Genomic DNA, 19,824 nt, shown 5'->3' with positions numbered 1-19,824 from the left:
ATCTCCTTATAAAACTTCGCTGGCTGATTCGGCTAAGATACGACGCGCAATAATTACGCGCATAATTTCGTTAGTGCCTTCTAGAATTTGATGAACACGTACGTCACGTACATGGCGTTCAAGTGGATATTCTTTAATGTAACCGTAGCCACCATGAATTTGCAGCGCATCGTTACACACAGTAAAACCAACATCGGTTGCAAAGCGTTTAGCCATAGCACAATAAGTGGTTTTTTCACTGTCGTTAGTATCAAGTTTAAACGCCGCGAGTCGTACCATTTGGCGTGCTGCTACAAGCTCGGTATTCATATCGGCAATTTTAAATTGTAGCGCTTGAAATGCTGCCAATGGCTTACCAAATTGGGTACGCTCTTTTAAATACTCACGTGCAGTATTAAGTGCCGCTTGTGCAGTACCAATAGAACAAGTTGCAATATTAATACGGCCGCCATCTAAACCTTGCATGGCAAACTTAAAGCCTTCGCCCTCAGCGCCTAACAAGTTTGCTGCTGGAATTCGTACATCTTCAAAGCTAATTAAGCGTGTTGGCTGGGCATTCCAACCCATTTTTTCTTCTGCTTTGCCGTACTCAATACCTTTGGCATCTGCTGGTACAACAAACGCTGAAATGCCACTTGGGCCATCAGCCCCTGTACGTGCCATTACCACTAAAATTTCTGTTTCACCAGCGCCAGAAATAAACATTTTTGAGCCGTTAATAACATACTCATCGCCATCACGAACTGCTTTAGTTTTTAATGACGCAGCATCAGAGCCAGAGCCAGGCTCAGTTAAACAGTAAGAGGCTAACAATTCACCCATTACCAATTGCTCAACGTATTTGTCTTTTACCGCATCGGTGCCAAAGCTTGCGATCATCCAGGTTGCCATATTATGAATGGTCAGCATAGCCGTGGTAGCTGTACAACCCAGTGCAAGTTGCTCAAAAATAATGCTTGAATCTAAACGAGATAAACCTAAGCCACCGGCTTCTTCTGGCGTGTATAAGCCACAAAAGCCAAGCTCACCAGCGGCTTTAATGGTGTCTTTTGGGAAAATATGTTCGCGATCCCACTTAGCTGCATGTGGTGCTAGTTCAGATTCTGCGAATTGACGCGCCGTTTGCGCAAAAGCTTGTTGATCTTCAGATAAGTTAAAGTCCATGGTAGACCTCTTGTTGTGTTTTGTTTGTTGTCGGTGCATCCCATCAAGGGAGTTATTAGTGAGGAGCGACAACACTGTGTGTTGTGCCCCTCTTTTTTATTAATTATGCGGTTAAAATGTTACTTAAGATTAATACTCATATTTGGGCCTGAAGCGATATCATCTTCAAACCAGCGTGAGGTAATGGTTTTAGTTTCTGTGTAAAAACGAATACCTTGTTTACCATACGTGTGAGTATCACCGTAGAATGAGCCTTTCCAACCCGTGAACGAGAAAAATGGTAATGGCACAGGAATTGGCACATTAATCCCCACTTGACCCACTTCAATTTCGTGTTGGAATTTACGTGCAACCGCACCACTTGAGGTAAATAGTGAGGTACCATTGCCGTAAGGGCTTTCGTTAATAAGCGCAATGGCTTCTTCAAGGGTATCAACAAACATACACGCCAATACTGGGCCAAAAATCTCTTCTTTGTACAAGTTCATATCTTTGGTTACATCAGTAAATAACGTAGGACCTACCCAGTTACCTTGCTCGTAACCTTCAACGCTAAAGTCAGAGCCATCAATTAAACAGGTAGCGCCTTGTGCTTTACCATCCGCAATCAGTGATAAAATACGTGCTTTTGCAGCAGGTGATGTTTGTGGGCCATAAGCGGCATCAGCATCATCCCAAACACCTGGGCGTACACCTTCAAAGCCTGCTTTAATTTCATCAACCCAGTCTTTTGCTTGACCAACAAATACCGCCACAGAAATACCCATACAGCGCTGACCTGCTGCACCTACAGAGGCACCCACAAGGTTATTAACAACATGCGATTTACTCGCATCAGGCATAATTACCATGTGGTTTTTAGCGCCAACACACGCTTGAACACGTTTTAAGTTTTGTGTGCCTTTAGAGTAAATGTATGCACCTACACCACATGAACCCACAAATGAAATAGCACGAACGGCTTTGTCTTCTAATAAGCGGTCAACTTGTGGTTTTGTACCGTGTACTACTTGTAACACGCCTTTAGGTGCACCGGCTTCAATAAATAGCTCAGCTAAGCGCATAGGAGTAAGTGGATCTTGCTCAGACGGTTTTAAAATAAAGGTGTTACCACACACAATTGCCAGTGGGAACATCCACAATGGGATCATTGCCGGAAAGTTAAATGGCGTAATACCTGCACACACACCCAATGGTTGCATGTAAGAATACGTATCAATTTTGCGTGCTACGTTTTCCATGGTTTCACCCATCATTAACGACGGCGCATTTGCAGCTTGTTCAACTACCTCAATACCACGCCACACATCACCTTTTGCATCTTCAAACGTTTTGCCTAGCTCATGACAAATAATAGTGGCTAGTTCATCATGGTTTTCTTTTAATAGCGCCGCGTATTTCATCATAATGCGCGCACGCTCAGTAATAGGCACATCTTTCCATGTTTTAAATGTTTCGCTGGCTGATGCAATCGCCGCATCCATCTCTGCGTCTGTAGCGCATGGCACTTGCGCGAGCACTTCTTGATTAGCTGGGTTTACAACATCAATTAATTCATTTGACGTTGACTGAACGAACTCGCCGTTAATTAGTAAGGGTACTTGGTGCATAATAAATCCTATTGACTCAATTTAATTGCCGCAGCGCTGTGATTGTTATAGTTGCTGCGGCTTTGTTATCAGTTAAAGTGCTTCGACTGCCATAGCAACGGCTTCACCGCCACCTATACACAAAGACGCAACGCCTTTTTTAAGGCCTCGGTTTTTAAGCGCATGAATGAGTGTTACTAAAATACGTGCGCCACTAGCACCAATTGGGTGACCCAAAGCACACGCACCACCATTAACATTCACTTTGCTTTCATCGAGCTTTAATTCGTTAATAGCCAACATAGTAACCATGGCAAACGCTTCATTAATTTCCCATAAATCAACGTCGGCGGTTGTCCAGCCAGCTTTTTCAAGAACGCTGTTCATTGCGCCCACTGGGGCTACGGTAAATTCACTTGGTTTTTGAGAGTGAGTACTGTGAGCAACAATTCTACAAAGTGGTGTTAAACCCTCAGCTTTTGCTTTTGATTCGCTCATTAGTATTAACGCAGCACCACCATCTGATATAGACGATGAATTAGCGGCAGTAATAGTGCCATCTTTTTTAAATGCAGCTCTTAAGCTTGGAATTTTTTCAGGGCGTGCGTTGCCAGGTTGCTCATCAATAGAAACAGTGACATCGCCTTTACGCGTTTTAATAGTGTGCGGAGTGATCTCGTTATCAAACCACCCATTGTCTATGGCTGCGTTTGCTTTACTTAATGAACCCAGTGCAAACGTATCCATTTGCTCACGACCAATACCGTATTCATCGGCTGTGTCTTGAGCAAAGCAACCCATTGCTTTATTGTCGTAGGCGTCTTCTAGGCCATCACTCATCATGTGATCTTTAATTTCGCCATGTCCCATACGCATACCGCCACGGGCTTTAGGAATAAAGTAAGGTGCATTGGTCATGCTTTCCATACCACCAGCGATTGCAGATTCAATAGAACCTGCTTTAATAAGGTCATTCGCTAACATCGCGGCTTTTAAGCCCGAGCCACATACTTTATTAATAGTGGTAGCGCCGGTGCTTAGTGCAAGCCCCGCTTTAAGCATTGCTTGACGTGCAGGCGCTTGGCCTAAGCCGGCTGGTAATACGCAGCCCATAATTACTTCATCAATTGCATCATTGCTTAAACCCGTTTGAGCAAGTGCACCTGCAATTGCCGTAGCACCAAGCTCGGTAGACTGCGCATCACTTAGTGCGCCCATAAATCCACCCATTGGGGTGCGTTTTGCTGCTACAATTACAACGCTTTCGAAAGACATAAAAGGCTCCATTTTCAATTAACGCAAACATGTTTTATTATGTTTAGCTTAATGTTTAAACTAATCTGATAAACACGAGCATACATAAAATTTACGTTTACGCCAACGTAAATCTAAAATCAACTTTCTAATTAGTGTAAAAACTGTAAAGTTAGCTTGCTAAAAAATTATTACATACTGTCTAACTGGCTTATAACGTTTATAAACACTCAACTTCTGCTATATTTCCGCTTTTATTTTATACGTCTAAAGTATAACAACCAGATCGCACTTTACCTTTACGTAAACTTCACTTATATTGGAGTTATTCGAATGAGGTAAACATTACAATGAAATCAGATAATCAAACAAACTTTGCAAATTCAGCCAACGAGCCGGCTAAAAACGAACAAACTTTTAGCATTAGTGAATTGGCTAAAGAATTTGATATTACCACCCGCTCTATCCGTTTCTACGAAGACCAAGGGTTAATATCGCCAGAGCGCAATGGCCAAACACGTATTTACTCAAAGCGCGACAAGGTTCGCCTAAAGCTAATACTGCGCGGTAAACGTTTAGGTTTCACCTTAGCTGAAACAGGTCGTTTGTTTGAACTGTATGATGCTGATAAATCAAGTGCAAAACAGTTAGTTACTATGCTTGACCTTATCAGTGAGAAAAAAGCCGATCTTTCACAACAGATGGATGACATTAAAGTGGTTCTTATGGAACTGGTCACCGCTGAACGTCGCTGTCGCGACACGCTTAGCAAAATAGATGAATAAAATATAACAACGTCATCAACACACAGGAATTAATCATGAGCACTATTTCACTATATAAAGAAATGAACTTTGGCCTTGGCGAAACTGCAGATATGATCCGCAGTCACGTAAACAGCTTTGCCAGTCAAGAAATTGCCCCACTAGCTGAAAAAACTGACCTTGATAATGCGTTCCCCAATGAACTTTGGCCGCAAATGGGTGAAATGGGCGTGCTTGGCATGACCGTGGATGAAGAGTTTGGTGGTGCTGGTTTAGGCTATTTAGAGCACGTTATTGCCATGGAAGAAATTAGCCGTGCAAGTGCCTCTATTGGTTTAAGTTACGGTGCGCATTCAAACCTGTGTGTTAATCAAATAAACCGTAATGGTTCACAAGCACAAAAAGAAAAATACTTACCTAAACTTATTAGTGGTGAGCACATTGGTGCACTGGCTATGAGTGAGCCTAATGCGGGCTCTGATGTTGTTTCTATGAAACTTAAAGCAGAGAAAAAAGGCGATAAATACATTTTAAACGGTAATAAAATGTGGATCACTAATGGCCCTGACGCTGATACGTTGGTAATTTATGCAAAAACAGATTTAAACGCCGGCGCTAAAGGGATTACAGCCTTTATTGTAGAAAAAACATTTCCTGGTTTTTCAACCGCACAAAAGCTCGACAAACTCGGCATGCGTGGCTCAAATACCTGTGAATTGGTATTTGAAAACTGTGAAGTACCTGAAGAAAATATTTTAGGTAACTTAAACGAAGGCGTTAAGGTACTTATGAGTGGCCTTGATTATGAGCGTGTTGTTTTAGCGGCTGGCCCACTTGGCATAATGCAAGCGTGTATGGATATTGTGGTGCCTTACATCCATGAGCGTAAGCAATTTGACAGCCCTATTGGTCAATTTCAGTTAATACAAGGCAAAATTGCTGATATGTATACACAAATGAACGCAGCTCGCTCATATGTGTACACAGTAGCAAAAGCATGTGATCGCGGCGAAACCACCCGTAAAGACGCTGCTGGCGCAATTTTATATGCCGCTGAGCTTGCAACTAAAATGGCATTAGACGCAATTCAAATTTTAGGCGGTAATGGTTATATAAATGAATACGCAACAGGTCGCTTGCTGCGTGATGCGAAATTATATGAAATTGGTGCCGGCACCTCAGAAATACGCCGTATGTTAATTGGTCGCGAATTATTCACTGAAAGCCGCTAAGGATTAGTTATGACGATTTTAAAATCGAGCGTTAATCCGCATGATCCAAATTTTGTGCAAAATCACAACAACATGTCGGCGCTAGTGGATGATTTACGCAGTAAAGCAGCAACAATACGTTTAGGCGGCGGCGCTGCTCTAAAAGAGCGCCATGAAGGCCGTGGTAAATTGTTTGTCCGTGACCGTATTACCACTTTGCTAGATGAAGGCTCGCCATTTTTAGAAATATCGCAATTTGCTGCCTTTGGCGTTTATGAACAAGATATTCCTTGTGCCGGTGTGGTTGCAGGTATTGGTCGCGTTAAAGGCGTTGAATGTATGGTGATTGCTAATGATGCGACAGTAAAAGGCGGCACCTATTTCCCGCTGACTGTTAAAAAGCATTTACGCGCTCAAGACATCGCCGAACGTTGTCATTTACCGTGTATTTATTTAGTTGACTCAGGTGGCGCAAACTTACCTGAGCAAGACGACGTATTCCCTGACAAACTGCATTTTGGTCGTATTTTTTACAACCAAGCGCGTATGTCGGGTAAAGGCATTCCACAAATTGCTGTGGTTATGGGGTTATGTACTGCAGGTGGTGCGTATGTTCCTGCTATGGCCGATGAAAGTATTATTGTAAAAGAGCAAGGCACTATCTTTTTAGCTGGTCCGCCGCTGGTAAAAGCTGCCACCGGGGAAGTAGTTACTGCAGAAGAGCTTGGTGGCGCCGATGTACACTGTAAAACATCAGGTGTGGCCGATCATTACGCAGAAAATGATGCTCATGCATTGTCGATTGCTCGCCAGTGTATTGAACGAATTAACTATTCGCGTCCTACCTCACCATTACTCGAAGAAGTAAAAGCCCCTCGTTATGATATTAACGAACTTTACGGCATTGTCGGTACTGATCTTAAAAAGCCATTTGATGTCCGTGAGGTCATTGCACGTACTGTTGATGACTCATCGTTTGATGAATTTAAACGCTACTTTGGTGAAACACTGGTAACAGGTTTTGCCAGCATTTATGGTCATCCCGTAGGCATAGTGGCCAACAACGGTATTTTATTTAGTGAGTCAGCGCAAAAAGGCGCACACTTTATTCAATTATGCGCTCAGCGCAACATTCCACTGGTATTTTTACAAAACATCACTGGCTTTATGGTCGGTAAAAAATACGAGTCTGAAGGCATTGCTAAACACGGCGCTAAAATGGTAATGGCGGTATCGTGTGCCGATGTACCCAAATTTACTATTTTAATCGGTGGCTCATACGGTGCAGGTAACTATGGTATGTGTGGCCGAGCATTTGAACCGACCATGATGTGGATGTGGCCAAATGCCCGTATTTCGGTTATGGGTGGTGAACAAGCCGCTGGTGTGATGGCGCAAGTAAAACAAGATGGTTTAGCCCGCAAAGGCGAAAGCATGAGCGAGCAACAAATTAACGATTTTAAAAAGCCAATCATCGATCAATACGAACAGCAAGGTCACCCTTATTATGCCAGTGCCCGTTTATGGGATGATGGCATTATTGACCCGGCCGATACACGCAATGTTCTTGGGCTTGCACTTAGCGCAGCTAAAAATGCCCCTGAGCGTGAATCGAAATTTGGCGTATTTAGAATGTAATGGGAGCTTAAAATGTCAGTAACACTACAAATAACAAAATCTAATGTGGCTGTACTTGTTTTAAGTCGCCCAGAAAAACGTAATGCCTTTAATAGCGACGTTATCCATGAGCTTATTCAATGTATTGAACATGCTAATACGCTCGATATTCGTGCCCTAGTATTAAAAACTGAGGGTAAACACTTTTCAGCCGGTGCCGATTTAGCCTGGATGAAATCGATGGCAGATAACAACTATAACGATAATTTGGCCGATTCAATGCAGCTGGCGAAGCTAATGCAAGTATTAGCACAAAGCCCACACCCTACTATTTGTGCGGTACAAGGTGCTGCATTTGGTGGTGCATTGGGATTAATTGCTTGCTGTGATATTGCGCTCAGCAAAGATGACGCTCAATTTTGTTTAAGTGAAGTTAAATTAGGCTTAATTCCTGCTGTTATAAGCCCTTATGTAATAAAAGCTATTGGTGAGCGCGCTGCTCGACGTTATTTTTTAACGGCTGAAGTATTTGATGCGCATACAGCCAAACAGCTGGGGCTAGTTCACCAAATTACAGGGAATTTAGACTGTGCACTGGATAACCTATTACAAACGCTGATAGATAATGGCCCGGTAGCGGTTAAAGCAGCTAAAGCGCTTATTAATGATGTGGCAAACAAAGAAATCGATAACGAAATAATTGCGCTCACTGCAGAACGTATAGCCAAAATTCGTGTATCAGACGAAGGTCAAGAAGGTCTAACTGCCTTTTTTGAAAAACGCCCTCCCCAATGGCAACTCTAGGACGCATTATGAACACAGTACACTTACAAAAAATTCTGATTGCTAATCGCGGAGAGATTGCTTGTCGTATTATGCGAACAGCAAAGCAAATGGGCTTGACCACGGTTGCGGTTTATTCAGATGCAGATAAAAACGCGCAACATGCAAAAATGGCCGACGAAGCCTACCATATTGGTGCCGCCCCAAGTAAAGATTCATACCTAGTCGCAGATAAAATTTTGCAGGTTGCTAAAACCAGTGGCGCTGATTGCATTCATCCAGGCTACGGCTTTTTATCAGAAAACAGTGAATTTGCTAAAGCCTGTGAAGCAAATAACATTGCTTTTATTGGCCCACCAGCAACGAGTATTGAAGCAATGGGTTCAAAAACCCGTGCTAAAGAAATAATGGCCGCGGCAAACGTTCCTTTAGTACCTGGTTACTATGGTGATAAACAAGACCCTGTTTTTTTGCAATCTGAGGCTGAAAAAATTGGTTACCCTGTTCTTATCAAAGCGGCCTTTGGCGGTGGCGGTAAAGGGATGCGAGTGGTAGAAAAGCCGAAAGACTTTATAGCTGCACTTGAAGGCGCTCAACGTGAAGCCATTGCCGGTTTTGGTAACGATTTAGTGCTATTAGAGCGCTACGTTAATCAACCTCGCCATGTTGAAGTACAAGTATTTGCAGATAATCACGGTAACTGTGTTTATTTGGGTGATCGTGACTGTTCGTTGCAACGCCGACACCAAAAGGTGATTGAAGAAGCCCCTGCTCCAGGTTTATCTGACGCGCTGCGTAAAGAAATGGGCGAAGCGGCTGTTCGCTGTGCATTAGCCATTAATTACCGTGGTGCGGGTACTGTTGAGTTTTTACTTTGCGGTAATGAATTTTTCTTTATGGAAATGAACACTCGCCTGCAAGTAGAGCACCCAGTGACCGAAATGGTAACCGGCGTTGATTTAGTGAACTGGCAAATTAATATAGCGGGCGGGCAAACACTGCCGTTAAAGCAATCTGATATTCAACTGCAAGGCCATAGCTTTGAAGCGCGTATTTACGCCGAAGACCCTGCAAATGACTTTATTCCGTGCTCAGGCACCATTGAAGCGCTACATGTCCCCGTTAATAGTGAATTTGTTCGCATAGATACCGGGATTGCCCAAGGTGATGAAATAAGCCCCTACTACGACCCAATGATTGCAAAGTTAATTGTTCATGATGATAATCGCGAACAAGCGCTTTCTCGTTTGCAACAGGCGCTTGAGCAATTTCATTTAGCAGGCTTTAGTACAAATATTGGCTTTTTACATAACTTAGCTTGCCACGCAAGTTTTAAACAAGGCGCGCCAAGTACACACTTTATTGCTGAGCAAGGTGATTCACTCGCTGCAGTTGATGAGTCATTATTGCTATCAAGCCAGCTTATTGCCGCTTTTGCCTATTTAGAGTCGTTAAACACGCGCCAAGCACAAAACAATAGTGCCAGCCCTTGGCAACAACTGAGTGGGTTTACTTTAAATGCACCGCAGGCAATTAAAATCCCATTTGTAGATTTACCGCTAAGCGCTATCAAAACTGCGCAGGGTTACAATGTGACACACAGTACGGGCGTATACAGTGTTCAAGGGACGTTAAATTATGGTGAGTGCTGCGTATTTATTAACGGTGAAAAGCACAGTGCGCATGTCAACATAACTGATAATGAAATTACTGTAATGAATAAAGCACTGCAAACTAAGTTTGAATGTGTTGATAAACATTATATTAGTTCACACGAAAATGACGCGCTGCCGCTCGCTGCGCCACTCAATGGCACGGTAGTAAAACATTTAATTGAATTAGGTAGCACTATCACCAAAGGTGATGCCGTTGTTATTATTGAAGCCATGAAAATGGAATATACACTTAATGCACCGCATGACGGCATATTACAGAGTTACTGCTTTGGTGAAGGTGAACTAGTTTCACACGGCGCACTGTTAGCCATTGTTGAAGATACGACTGTACAGGAAGGTGCTTAATGAGTGCCTTTGCAAACAAAGTTCGTATTGTTGAAGTGGGTGCACGTGATGGTTTACAAAATGAAAAAACCGTCAGCACTGAAGATAAAGTAACACTTATTAATGCCCTCGCCGCCGCGGGATTAAAAGACATAGAAGCTGGTGCGTTCGTATCCCCAAAATGGGTGCCACAAATGGCAGACTCAAGCGAAGTGATCAGTGCCCTTGATCTTCCAGAGATTAATTTAAGTGCCTTAACGCCAAATTTAAAAGGCGCACAAGCTGCGCATGCTGTTGGTATTAAAGAATTTGCTATATTTACGGCGGCCAGCGAAGCGTTTTGTCAAAAAAATATAAATTGTTCAATAGCGCAAAGTATTGATCGTTTTAGCGAGGTAATGACTTTTGCTAAAGCGAATAATATACGCGTTCGAGGCTATGTAAGCTGTGTTTTAGGCTGCCCTTATGAGGGAGACGTTGACCCTCAGGTTGTTTTAAACGTGGCACAAAAGTTATTAGCACTTGGCTGCTATGAAGTGAGCCTTGGCGATACTATTGGTGTCGGCACCGCAGGTAAAGTGACTGAGCTGCTTACATTGCTGCTCAAGCATATTGATAAAAGTAAGCTTGCAGTACATTTTCATGATACCTATGGACAGGCGCTCACAAATATTTACGCTGCCTTAAGCCTAGGTATTTCAACGGTTGACGCTGCCGTTGCTGGCCTTGGTGGCTGCCCTTACGCTAAGGGTGCGTCAGGAAATGTTGCCACCGAAGATGTTGTTTACTTACTGCAAGGGCTTGGCATTGAACATGGAATTGATTTAAAAAGGCTTGCACAAGCAGGTTGGCAAATTACTAATGCGCTTAATAAACAGCCTGTTAGTAAAGTTTCAGTGGCATTACACACACAATAATTGCAATAGCATAGAATGAGGAGTCACTCATGGCCGGTTTTGATAAAGTAGTTTCGAGTTACGAAGCTGCAATGGAAGGTTTAAAAGACGGCGATACTATCATCGCTGGTGGTTTTGGTTTATGCGGTATTCCCGAGGGATTAATAGCCCAAATTAAAAAAATGCAAACCAAAGAGTTAACGGTCGTATCGAACAATTGCGGCGTTGATGACTTTGGTTTAGGACTTTTATTACAAGACAAACAAATTAAAAAAGTGGTTGCCTCTTATGTGGGCGAAAATGCTCTTTTTGAGCAACAACTACTGAATGGCGAAATTGATGTAGAGCTAACACCGCAAGGGACTCTAGCAGAAAAAATGCGTGCTGGTGGTGCCGGTATTCCTGCTTTTTATACCGCCACGGGTTACGGTACGCCAGTAGCTGAGGGTAAAGAAGTAAAAGAATTTAATGGTCGCCCTTATATTTTAGAAGAGTCAATCACGGGTAAATTTGCCATTGTAAAAGCATGGAAAGCAGACCGTTACGGTAATTTAGTATTTCGCCATACCGCAATGAACTTTAACCCAATGGCCGCAACCGCAGGTAAAATTACCGTTGCCGAAGTGGAAGAGATTGTTGAACCCGGTGAGCTAGAGCCAAGTCAAATTCATACCCCTGGCATTTTTGTAAATCGCGTGATCAAGGGCAACTTTGAAAAACGCATTGAACGTGTTACCACACGAGATTAAGCAGGAGCACTTAAAATGGCATTATCACGTGAACAAGTCGCAATGCGCGTCGCTCAAGAGCTACAAGATGGCTACTATGTTAATTTAGGCATAGGTATTCCGACACTCGTCGCAAACTATGTACCCGATGGCATAGAAGTTATGCTACAGTCCGAAAATGGCCTATTAGGTATGGGTGAATACCCAACCAAAGACACTGTAGATGCAGATATGATCAACGCGGGTAAAGAAACCGTGACGGCAGCTACCGGTGCAGCTATATTTAATAGTGCAGATAGTTTTGCCATGATACGGGGTGGTCATGTAGACTTAACGGTTCTGGGCGCATTTGAGGTAGACCAAAACGGGTCTATAGCCTCATGGATGATCCCTAAAAAATTAATAAAAGGCATGGGCGGAGCAATGGATTTAGTTGCTGGTGCAAAAAACATTATTGTTACTATGACCCATGCCAGTAAACACGGCGATTCTAAATTATTAGAAAGCTGTACGTTACCGCTGACGGGCGTTAACTGTGTTAAAAAAATAGTAACCGATTTAGCCGTATTAGAAGTTAAAGACGGCGCATTTCATTTGCTAGAACGCGCACCAGGCGTATCAGTTGATGAAATTATTAGTAAAACGGCAGGTAAATTGCTTGTTGACGGTGATATTCCTGAGATGGTGTTTTAAACTACTCACAATTTCACCCTGTACCGACCTCATTCCCAGTGCCAATGGCGCTGAGTTACCCAAAATCCCTCGCAAGAGGGATTTTTTTTGCCTTTATTTTAGTTTTTGCACTATAGTGAGAATTTAACGCACCACTTAGGTGAATTCGCCCTAATAAAAAAATTAAATAACTGATATAGTTAACTTTTATTTTTGGTTTAATAATTGCCTGTAATAAGGTGATTGAAATAACTTTATATTGGATACCATGCAAACACCTATTCGCGGCCTTCGCTCTTTTTGTTTTGCCGCAAAAAGCTTAAGTTTTAAACATGCCGCCAAAGAGCTGTATTTAACGCCATCGGCGGTCAGCCATCAAATAAAGCAGCTAGAAGAGCAGCTGGGCATTGATTTATTTCAAAGGCAAACCCGTTCCATAAGCTTAACGCCAGCTGGAAAAAACTTTTTTGAAGCGATTTACCCCATTATAAATATGCTGGAAAGCACCATTACCGAATTTAGTCAGTTACAACAAAATGTAAATTTAACCATTACCCTGCCCGAGTTTTTTGCCAGTGAATTGCTAATGCCAAAACTCAGTGAGTGGACGAGTGAGCATCCTAATATTAATTTACACATGGACACCCTTAAAACGCGCAAAGAGCTGACTCGCCAAAGTGATTTATCAATCATTTTATCTTCAAGTAAACCGCTTGATGGGCTGGCTACTGAGTTATTTAATTTAGAATATATTCCAGCGTGTAATAAAAAGCTGCTCGATCAGTGGCAAAACGATCACTGCCAAGCGCTTAATCAAGTGCCGCTTATTGTGCATAAAGCACGCCCTTGGGCTTGGCATCAGTGGGCTGAAAAAGTCGGTATTGATGACTTTTCCCCTGCACAAATTATTCAAATAGATAGTATGTTTGGCGTTGCACGCGCTGCACAGCAAGGTATGGGCATCGCGCTTATTCCTTTACCAATAAGCCAAAGCTGGCTGGATGAGCAATGGCTTTACAAACTGTTTGAGCAACCACTAACAACAAAAGACAAATACTATTTAGTTCAGCATGGCTCAAGTACCGCTAATCACCCTCTCGATTTGTTTGCGAAATGGGTGATTAACACCTTTAGGCAAACTAAATAGCACATTCAATTAAGCGCTCCTTGTTGAGCGCTTATTAGCTAATTTTAAAGTGTGCAACTTTTATTTCTTAAAATCCCCCTACCGGAAAAACAACAAAAGCATCTATTTATCAGTGCTTTACATATTGTAAAAATCTAAAACCCCATAAGTTAGTTTTTTTCACTTATTAGTTTTGTTTTTATCGCTTGTCGAAATTGAGTAAAAGCTCTAAAGTTAACTCAACCAAACGGCAACACGCTAATAAATATAAAACGTGTTACCAAAATCAGATTTCATTAGTTTGTAACAACGAGCTAGTAAAAAAGAATCTTTATTGTGTGTGAAGATGTTGTCAGTGTAAAAAACAGCTCAAGTTCGGTGGTGACTTAGCTTGAGTTGTTTTTATTTTTACCCTTGCACCCGCCAATAAACTTAAGAATCTTTATTGTGTGTGAAGATGTTGTCAGTGTAAAAAACAACTCAAGTCCGGTGCTGACTGAGCTTGGGTTGTTTTTATTTTCATTCTCATCAACAACAATAAGCCAGAGTTAGTTTTGTACTAATACAACCCCCCCGAATCTTTGTTGTGTGAAGATGTTGTCAATTGAAATGCAGCGACCGTTAAGTATCTACTTAATCATCGCTGCTTTTTTTTGCTTAAAATTTACTGTTTTCTGGCTACAAATTCTAAAACAGTCGCATTAATACAATATCTATCTTGCCCTCTAGGCCCCTCACCCGGAAATAAATGCCCTAAGTGAATACCGGTACTTTTAGACTTAAGCTCAATGCGCTGCATTCCCCAGCTATTATCTTCATGTTGGGTTACACTGTCTTTTATTGGGTGGGTAAATGAAAGCCAACCGGTGCCTGAGTTAAATCTATCGCGGGTATCAAATAATGGCTCACCGCTTAGTTTATCAATAAAGATGCCATCGGGCGTGTTTTTAAAAATAGCATATTCTTTGCAGTAAGGACTGTCGGTTTTAGCATTAAAAGCCACCTTATAAGCTTCACTGTTGCCAAGCTTAAACGCACCTAATGCTTTATAAAATTGCTCTGGGTTCATGTAGCCTTGGCGAGAATAGACCTCAACCCCATTTTCTAAAAATAATATGGTAGATGTAGCCCATGTCGCCGATTTAATCGTTAACCCATCAAGCTGATCAGCATGGCGGAAAGTCATTGGAATTGTGCCTTTATAATCATTGGCAACGGCCGCTTTAAACTTTTCGCAGTAAGGGCAATAACTTTGCGAGTCTAAAATGACAATCTGTTTGCCATTTAATAATGCAGTATTATCTACCTTAGGTTTATCACTTTGGGTAAATACAACACCGGTTGAATGATCAGGGCAATAGCCGTTTGGATTTTTTTCAAGGTAATTTTGATGATACTCTTCAGCCGAATAAAAGCGCTCAAGTGGCTTTATTTGCGTCACTATTTTTCCATAATCGGCTTTACTTAATAATTGCTGATACTCACTCGTGACCGCTTTTGCGATGCTCGCTTGCTGATCGGTAGTGGTTAAAATAATAGAGCGATATTGCGTGCCTACATCATTACCTTGACGATTCTTTTGCGTAGGATCGTGGCTCTCATAGTAATTTTGCAACAGCTCTCTTGCTGAAATAATATTACTATTAAAGGTAACCTGCACCACTTCGGCGTAATTATCTTCATCAAAGCGACGGGATAACTTAGTGATATTTCTATAGGTTGGCTTAAACCCCCGGCCATCGGCGTAACCCGATTCAGCGTCTAACACACCATTAAGTGCTTCGTAGCGTTTTTCTGCACCCCAAAAACAGCCCGAACCCAGCACTATTTTTTCAACATGCATGGTTGCATCTAAATCAGTTGGTTTGATTATTTCATCTGACGATATAGCACTCATTGCACTTAGTAAGCCCACAATGGCAAACGCCGATAGTATTACCCGCTTAAACATACGATGACCTCTTAGTTTTAGTTACCTTTGAGCAGACCTGTAAACTCAACAATAAATTTCACACTCAATAAAACTTTACGAAGACGGGAATTTAATCGATCCGAGTTTGTCTATTAATATCGTAATAGCACAACGACTGTGATAGCTTAAATACAAACAATATTAATAAGTTATCTGTATGAGCACTTTGCCAAGTATAAAAATATTAACAAATTCTAGTCTGCTTTTTGATGTTTCTCACTACAGCGAAGAACACATACTTGCGACGCAAAAAAAACTATGGGCGCTGTCACAGTATTGTAAAAACACCAATGAGTTTATAGATTTAGTCCCCGGAATGAACTCATTAACCTTGTATTTAAAATCAGCCAGTAATTTACATCAATGGCAAAACACCTTAACCAAACTATGGGATGAGGTTGATGATTACGCCTTTGAAAGTCAGCATCATAAAATAGACACCTATTATCAAGGTGAGGATTTAAACTATGTGGCTAATTATCACAAGCTAACAATAGATGAGGTAATTAACTTACACAGTAAAGAAATTTACCATGTGTTGTTTTTAGGTTTTGTGCCCGGTTTTCCTTATTTACATGGGCTCAATTCTCAACTGTTTACCCCAAGGCGTGATAACCCACGAGTCAGTGTTCCTAAAGGCGCGATTGCGATTGGGGCAGACCAAACAGGCATTTATCCTGAAAACTCACCTGGTGGCTGGCATATTATTGCTCATACTGATGCCTGTTTATTTGATGCAACCGCCTCAAACCCTTGTTTATTTAAACCCGGTGACACCCTTGAATTTGTGCCTGTTAAAAGGAGTAAACAATGATTAAAGTAATCAAACCCGGTATACAGCTTACAATCCAAGATTTAGGCCGTGTGGGTTTTCGTCATTTAGGGGTTAGCCGCTCGGGTAGCTTAGACGCCTATGCGCACATTATTGCCAATCGCTTAGTAAATAATCACGATAACGATGCCGTACTTGAACTCACCGTTGGGTTATGTGAATTGCAATTTGAGTGCGATACCGTCATTGCTCTGCATGGAGCCGACTTAAACGCTAAACTTGACGCTCAAGCCGTTTACCCCGGGTGGAGTTATCCGGTAAAAGCAAAACAAACACTTAAATTTGATACAGGACGCGGTGGCTCCAGAGCTTACATTGCCGTAAAAGGTGGAATTGAATGCCCTGAAGTTATGGGTTCTAAATCAACCGACTTAGGGGCAGCCATTGGTGGTTTTAATGGCCGAGCATTACAAAGCGACGATATTATAAAAATAACCCCATATACTCAGCCTTGGCTATGCAATAAAGGTGCATTAACACCGCCTAAACGAAAAGTTATTCGGCTACATCAAGGCCCACATCATGAACTACTTACACCTGAGTGTATAAACGCTTTCTGTACCACCTCATTTACTATTAACCCGAATAGTAATCGAATGGGAGTACGCTTAGATCATAATAACAGCCAAATAATGCAACACTCGCTCTCACTGCACTCACTCGCGGTAGCACCGGGAAGCGTGCAACTCCCACCTGATGGCAACCCAATTGTGCTGTTAAATGATGCACAAACAACGGGGGGCTACCCATTGATAGGCCATGTAATAGAGGCGGATTTACATCAGTTTGCTCAGTTTAGAACCGCCGATTCTATTACTTTTGAGTTTGTAACGCTTGAACAAGCAACCGCGGCAAAAAGTAAACTCGATGCGCATCTATTTCAGCTTAAACTGAGTTTAAATCGCTATTGGGCTAATTAACATAATACGATAACGCTGTTTTCTTAATGATTATATTTGCACCCACTTGGTGCAAATATAAATTTTCATGAGCATTAAATGCTAAACCCTGCCTGTTTTAAATTAAAAATTGTACAATCAGTTGCTATCACACTATCAACCTCACCATGTTGGTGCACCAGTAACTTGTTTGGTGCATAAATTATTCTTATTAATTTAAAAAAGCCGTGTGACTTAGTTATTTATTTCTGATAAAACAAGGTTAGTCTTTAGCAAACTCGCTATCGTAGGCACTTAATAGGAATGAGGAAAAATTATGTGTTCAATTTTTGGTGTACTCGATATTAAATCGGATCCCAGCCAGTTACGCACTCAGGCAATCGAAATGTCTAAACTGTTACGTCATCGTGGGCCAGATTGGTCTGGTGTATATTCATCTGATAAAGCAATTTTAGTGCATGAGCGCTTAGCCATTGTTGGCGTATCAAGCGGTGCTCAACCCCTTTACAACCCAGAAAAAACCCATATTTTAGCGGTTAATGGCGAAATTTATAACCACAAAGAGCTGGCCGCTAACTTAGAGGTCGACTTTGATTTTCAAACCCAGTCAGATTGTGAAGTGATTTTAGCCCTGTATAAACAAAAAGGGCCGGCATTTTTAGATGACTTAAATGGTATTTTTGCTTTTTGTTTATATGACGAAGAGCAAGACGCGTACTTAATTGGTCGCGATCACATTGGTATTATTCCACTGTACACAGGTCACGATGAGCACGGTAACTTTTATGTAGCGTCAGAGCTCAAAGCGCTCTCACCTATTTGTAAGTACATTGAAGAGTTTCCGCCGGGGCATTACCTGTACAGCAAAGACGGCAAATTAACCCCTTACTATCAACGTGATTGGCAACGCTTCGACGCTGTTAAAAACAACGATGCCAAAGCAGAAGATGTAAAAGATGCATTGGAAGCGGCGGTTAAGCGCCAGCTTATGTGTGACGTACCCTATGGCGTATTGCTATCGGGTGGCTTAGATTCATCGGTTATTTCCGCTATTACCCAACGCTTTGCTGCAAAACGTATTGAAGATAACGATGAAAGTGATGCTTGGTGGCCTAAACTGCATTCCTTTTCGGTGGGTTTAGAAGGCTCCCCCGATTTAGCCGCAGCGCAAAAAGTAGCTGATATGATAGGGACTATTCACCACCCTATTATCTTTACTATTCAACAAGGTATTGATGCACTTAAAGAAGTGATTTACCACATTGAAACTTACGATGTAACCACCATTCGTGCATCAACTCCAATGTACTTAATGGCCCGTCAAATCAAAGCCATGGGTATAAAAATGGTGCTCTCAGGTGAAGGTGCAGATGAATTATTTGGCGGTTATTTATATTTTCATAAAGCGCCTAATGCACAAGAATTTCATGAAGAGCTGAACCGTAAAGTTTCAAAGCTCCATATGTTTGACTGTTTACGTGCCAACAAATCAATGGCCGCTTGGGGCGTTGAAGCACGCGTACCATTTTTAGATAAAGAGTTTGTTGATGTGGCAATGCGCATTAACCCTGAAGCTAAAATGTGTAAAGACGGCAAAATTGAAAAACACATTTTACGTGCAGGCTTCGACGGCTACCTCCCAGATGAAGTGTTATGGCGTCAAAAAGAGCAATTCTCTGATGGCGTTGGCTACAGCTGGATAGATACCTTAAAAGAGTTTGTTAATGAGCAAGTAACGGATCAAGAATTGGCGAATGCCAAATTTAAATACCCAATTAACACGCCAGACTCTAAAGAAGCGTATTTTTACCGCAGTATTTTTGAGTCGCACTTCCCAGGCGATGCCTCGGCTAAGTGTGTACCACATGGTAAATCAGTTGCGTGTTCAACCCCAGAAGCACTTGCATGGGATGCATCATTTCAAAATAATGCCGATCCATCAGGGCGCGCTGCGGGCGTTCATAACGAAGCGTACAAATAAAAATTTAACCATCCTAAGCTGCAGTGTTAGAGCTGCAGCTTTTTTTGGTGTCTTTGTGCGTAATTTTCTTAAAATGCTTATTGCACTGAGAGAAGTGAATGAGAAAAAAATGAGAAAGTAAAAGCCATTATGCCTCATCATTTTTGTTTAATTATGTGGCTTTGTTACTTCTCTAAAAGCGCAGCGTCTCTTTACCCTCTTTGTGAGTTAATCTGTTAAGACTCAAAATAAATGAGAAAGCAAATTAGTTTAAACTGCAAAATAAGTATGCTACCTTTTTATAAAAACTACTTTAACATCGCTATTTTCATTGCTGATTCTATTAACCTCCCCTTG

16 protein-coding genes are annotated in these 19,824 nt (G+C 41.8%); 12 read left to right on the top strand and 4 right to left on the bottom strand.

Going from position 1 to position 19,824, the window contains the following annotated elements; all coding sequences use genetic code 11:
- Positions 1-6 precede the first annotated feature (6 nt).
- The 3 genes from QL984_RS03535 to QL984_RS03525 form a co-directional block, all read right to left on the bottom strand.
- Entirely contained in the window at positions 7-1,164 is a 1,158-nt protein-coding gene (locus tag QL984_RS03535) for an acyl-CoA dehydrogenase family protein (protein ID WP_008114688.1), read from the bottom strand.
- 119 nt (positions 1,165-1,283) lie between these two features.
- Positions 1,284-2,774: a CoA-acylating methylmalonate-semialdehyde dehydrogenase gene (locus QL984_RS03530; RefSeq protein WP_010389954.1), complete on the bottom strand. Its 1,491-nt coding sequence runs from the start codon at positions 2,772-2,774 to the stop codon at positions 1,284-1,286.
- Positions 2,775-2,846: 72 nt separating this feature from the next.
- On the bottom strand, positions 2,847-4,028 hold the full coding sequence (locus QL984_RS03525) for a thiolase family protein (protein ID WP_010389953.1): 1,182 nt from the start codon (positions 4,026-4,028) through the stop codon (positions 2,847-2,849).
- A gap of 329 nt (positions 4,029-4,357) precedes the next feature.
- Between QL984_RS03525 and QL984_RS03520 the strand changes: the two genes are divergently transcribed.
- The 9 genes from QL984_RS03520 to QL984_RS03480 all read left to right on the top strand — a co-directional run bounded on the left by QL984_RS03520 (position 4,358) and on the right by QL984_RS03480 (position 13,825).
- The gene (locus tag QL984_RS03520; RefSeq protein WP_008114692.1) at positions 4,358-4,792 is read left to right on the top strand and encodes a MerR family DNA-binding transcriptional regulator; all 435 of its coding nucleotides are present in this window, start codon (positions 4,358-4,360) and stop codon (positions 4,790-4,792) included.
- A 35-nt stretch (positions 4,793-4,827) separates the two neighbouring features.
- Positions 4,828-6,003: an isovaleryl-CoA dehydrogenase gene (locus QL984_RS03515; protein WP_008114693.1), complete on the top strand. Its 1,176-nt coding sequence runs from the start codon at positions 4,828-4,830 to the stop codon at positions 6,001-6,003.
- Between the two features lie 9 nt (positions 6,004-6,012).
- Positions 6,013-7,620: a carboxyl transferase domain-containing protein gene (locus QL984_RS03510; protein ID WP_138569627.1), complete on the top strand. Its 1,608-nt coding sequence runs from the start codon at positions 6,013-6,015 to the stop codon at positions 7,618-7,620.
- A 12-nt stretch (positions 7,621-7,632) separates the two neighbouring features.
- Positions 7,633-8,403 carry an enoyl-CoA hydratase/isomerase family protein gene (locus tag QL984_RS03505; protein ID WP_010389950.1) on the top strand — a complete coding sequence of 257 codons (771 nt, stop codon included), beginning with the start codon at positions 7,633-7,635 and terminating at the stop codon, positions 8,401-8,403.
- 8 nt (positions 8,404-8,411) lie between these two features.
- Positions 8,412-10,403, top strand: coding sequence for an acetyl/propionyl/methylcrotonyl-CoA carboxylase subunit alpha (locus tag QL984_RS03500; protein ID WP_138764573.1), 1,992 nt, complete (start codon positions 8,412-8,414; stop codon positions 10,401-10,403).
- The gene (locus tag QL984_RS03495) at positions 10,403-11,299 is read left to right on the top strand and encodes a hydroxymethylglutaryl-CoA lyase (RefSeq protein WP_013464897.1); all 897 of its coding nucleotides are present in this window, start codon (positions 10,403-10,405) and stop codon (positions 11,297-11,299) included. Before QL984_RS03500 ends, QL984_RS03495 begins: the two co-directional genes overlap by 1 nt.
- Positions 11,300-11,328: 29 nt before the next feature.
- Positions 11,329-12,027, top strand: a complete 699-nt coding sequence (locus QL984_RS03490) for a CoA transferase subunit A (RefSeq protein ID WP_036956468.1) — start codon at positions 11,329-11,331, stop codon at positions 12,025-12,027.
- A 15-nt stretch (positions 12,028-12,042) separates the two neighbouring features.
- On the top strand, positions 12,043-12,699 hold the full coding sequence (locus QL984_RS03485; RefSeq protein ID WP_013464895.1) for a 3-oxoacid CoA-transferase subunit B: 657 nt from the start codon (positions 12,043-12,045) through the stop codon (positions 12,697-12,699).
- Between the two features lie 247 nt (positions 12,700-12,946).
- Positions 12,947-13,825, top strand: coding sequence for a LysR family transcriptional regulator (locus QL984_RS03480; protein ID WP_013464894.1), 879 nt, complete (start codon positions 12,947-12,949; stop codon positions 13,823-13,825).
- 643 nt (positions 13,826-14,468) lie between these two features.
- Here the strand turns inward: QL984_RS03480 and msrA are convergent.
- Entirely contained in the window at positions 14,469-15,755 is a 1,287-nt protein-coding gene (gene msrA / locus QL984_RS03475; protein WP_138764104.1) for a peptide-methionine (S)-S-oxide reductase MsrA, read from the bottom strand.
- Positions 15,756-15,933: 178 nt separating this feature from the next.
- On the opposite strand from msrA, the gene pxpB reads away from it, so the two are divergent.
- The 3 genes from pxpB (at position 15,934) to asnB (ending at position 19,488) form a co-directional block, all read left to right on the top strand.
- Positions 15,934-16,590 carry a 5-oxoprolinase subunit PxpB gene (pxpB, locus tag QL984_RS03470; RefSeq protein WP_138764103.1) on the top strand — a complete coding sequence of 219 codons (657 nt, stop codon included), beginning with the start codon at positions 15,934-15,936 and terminating at the stop codon, positions 16,588-16,590.
- Positions 16,587-17,528 carry a biotin-dependent carboxyltransferase family protein gene (locus QL984_RS03465; protein ID WP_138764102.1) on the top strand — a complete coding sequence of 314 codons (942 nt, stop codon included), beginning with the start codon at positions 16,587-16,589 and terminating at the stop codon, positions 17,526-17,528. Before pxpB ends, QL984_RS03465 begins: the two co-directional genes overlap by 4 nt.
- Before the next feature lie 295 nt (positions 17,529-17,823).
- Positions 17,824-19,488, top strand: a complete 1,665-nt coding sequence (gene asnB / locus QL984_RS03460; protein ID WP_028835272.1) for an asparagine synthase B — start codon at positions 17,824-17,826, stop codon at positions 19,486-19,488.
- Positions 19,489-19,824: the final 336 nt, after the last annotated feature.

Source organism: Pseudoalteromonas sp. APC 3495, from assembly GCF_030407645.1.
GTDB lineage: Bacteria > Pseudomonadota > Gammaproteobacteria > Enterobacterales > Alteromonadaceae > Pseudoalteromonas > Pseudoalteromonas tetraodonis.
This window is presented reverse-complemented; position numbering and strand designations above follow the sequence as displayed.

Excerpts from the sequence above, each read along its gene's own strand:
- QL984_RS03515 (WP_008114693.1), top strand. The coding sequence starts at position 4,828 with ATGAGCACTATTTCACTATATAAAGAAATGAACTTTGGCCTTGGCGAA.
- msrA (WP_138764104.1), bottom strand. The coding sequence starts at position 15,755 with ATGTTTAAGCGGGTAATACTATCGGCGTTTGCCATTGTGGGCTTACTA.
- QL984_RS03485 (WP_013464895.1), top strand. The coding sequence starts at position 12,043 with ATGGCATTATCACGTGAACAAGTCGCAATGCGCGTCGCTCAAGAGCTA.
- QL984_RS03530 (WP_010389954.1), bottom strand. The coding sequence starts at position 2,774 with ATGCACCAAGTACCCTTACTAATTAACGGCGAGTTCGTTCAGTCAACG.
- asnB (WP_028835272.1), top strand. The coding sequence starts at position 17,824 with ATGTGTTCAATTTTTGGTGTACTCGATATTAAATCGGATCCCAGCCAG.
- QL984_RS03480 (WP_013464894.1), top strand. The coding sequence starts at position 12,947 with ATGCAAACACCTATTCGCGGCCTTCGCTCTTTTTGTTTTGCCGCAAAA.
- QL984_RS03495 (WP_013464897.1), top strand. The coding sequence starts at position 10,403 with ATGAGTGCCTTTGCAAACAAAGTTCGTATTGTTGAAGTGGGTGCACGT.
- QL984_RS03510 (WP_138569627.1), top strand. The coding sequence starts at position 6,013 with ATGACGATTTTAAAATCGAGCGTTAATCCGCATGATCCAAATTTTGTG.
- pxpB (WP_138764103.1), top strand. The coding sequence starts at position 15,934 with ATGAGCACTTTGCCAAGTATAAAAATATTAACAAATTCTAGTCTGCTT.
- QL984_RS03535 (WP_008114688.1), bottom strand. The coding sequence starts at position 1,164 with ATGGACTTTAACTTATCTGAAGATCAACAAGCTTTTGCGCAAACGGCG.
- QL984_RS03500 (WP_138764573.1), top strand. The coding sequence starts at position 8,412 with ATGAACACAGTACACTTACAAAAAATTCTGATTGCTAATCGCGGAGAG.
- QL984_RS03505 (WP_010389950.1), top strand. The coding sequence starts at position 7,633 with ATGTCAGTAACACTACAAATAACAAAATCTAATGTGGCTGTACTTGTT.
- QL984_RS03465 (WP_138764102.1), top strand. The coding sequence starts at position 16,587 with ATGATTAAAGTAATCAAACCCGGTATACAGCTTACAATCCAAGATTTA.
- QL984_RS03525 (WP_010389953.1), bottom strand. The coding sequence starts at position 4,028 with ATGTCTTTCGAAAGCGTTGTAATTGTAGCAGCAAAACGCACCCCAATG.
- QL984_RS03490 (WP_036956468.1), top strand. The coding sequence starts at position 11,329 with ATGGCCGGTTTTGATAAAGTAGTTTCGAGTTACGAAGCTGCAATGGAA.
- QL984_RS03520 (WP_008114692.1), top strand. The coding sequence starts at position 4,358 with ATGAAATCAGATAATCAAACAAACTTTGCAAATTCAGCCAACGAGCCG.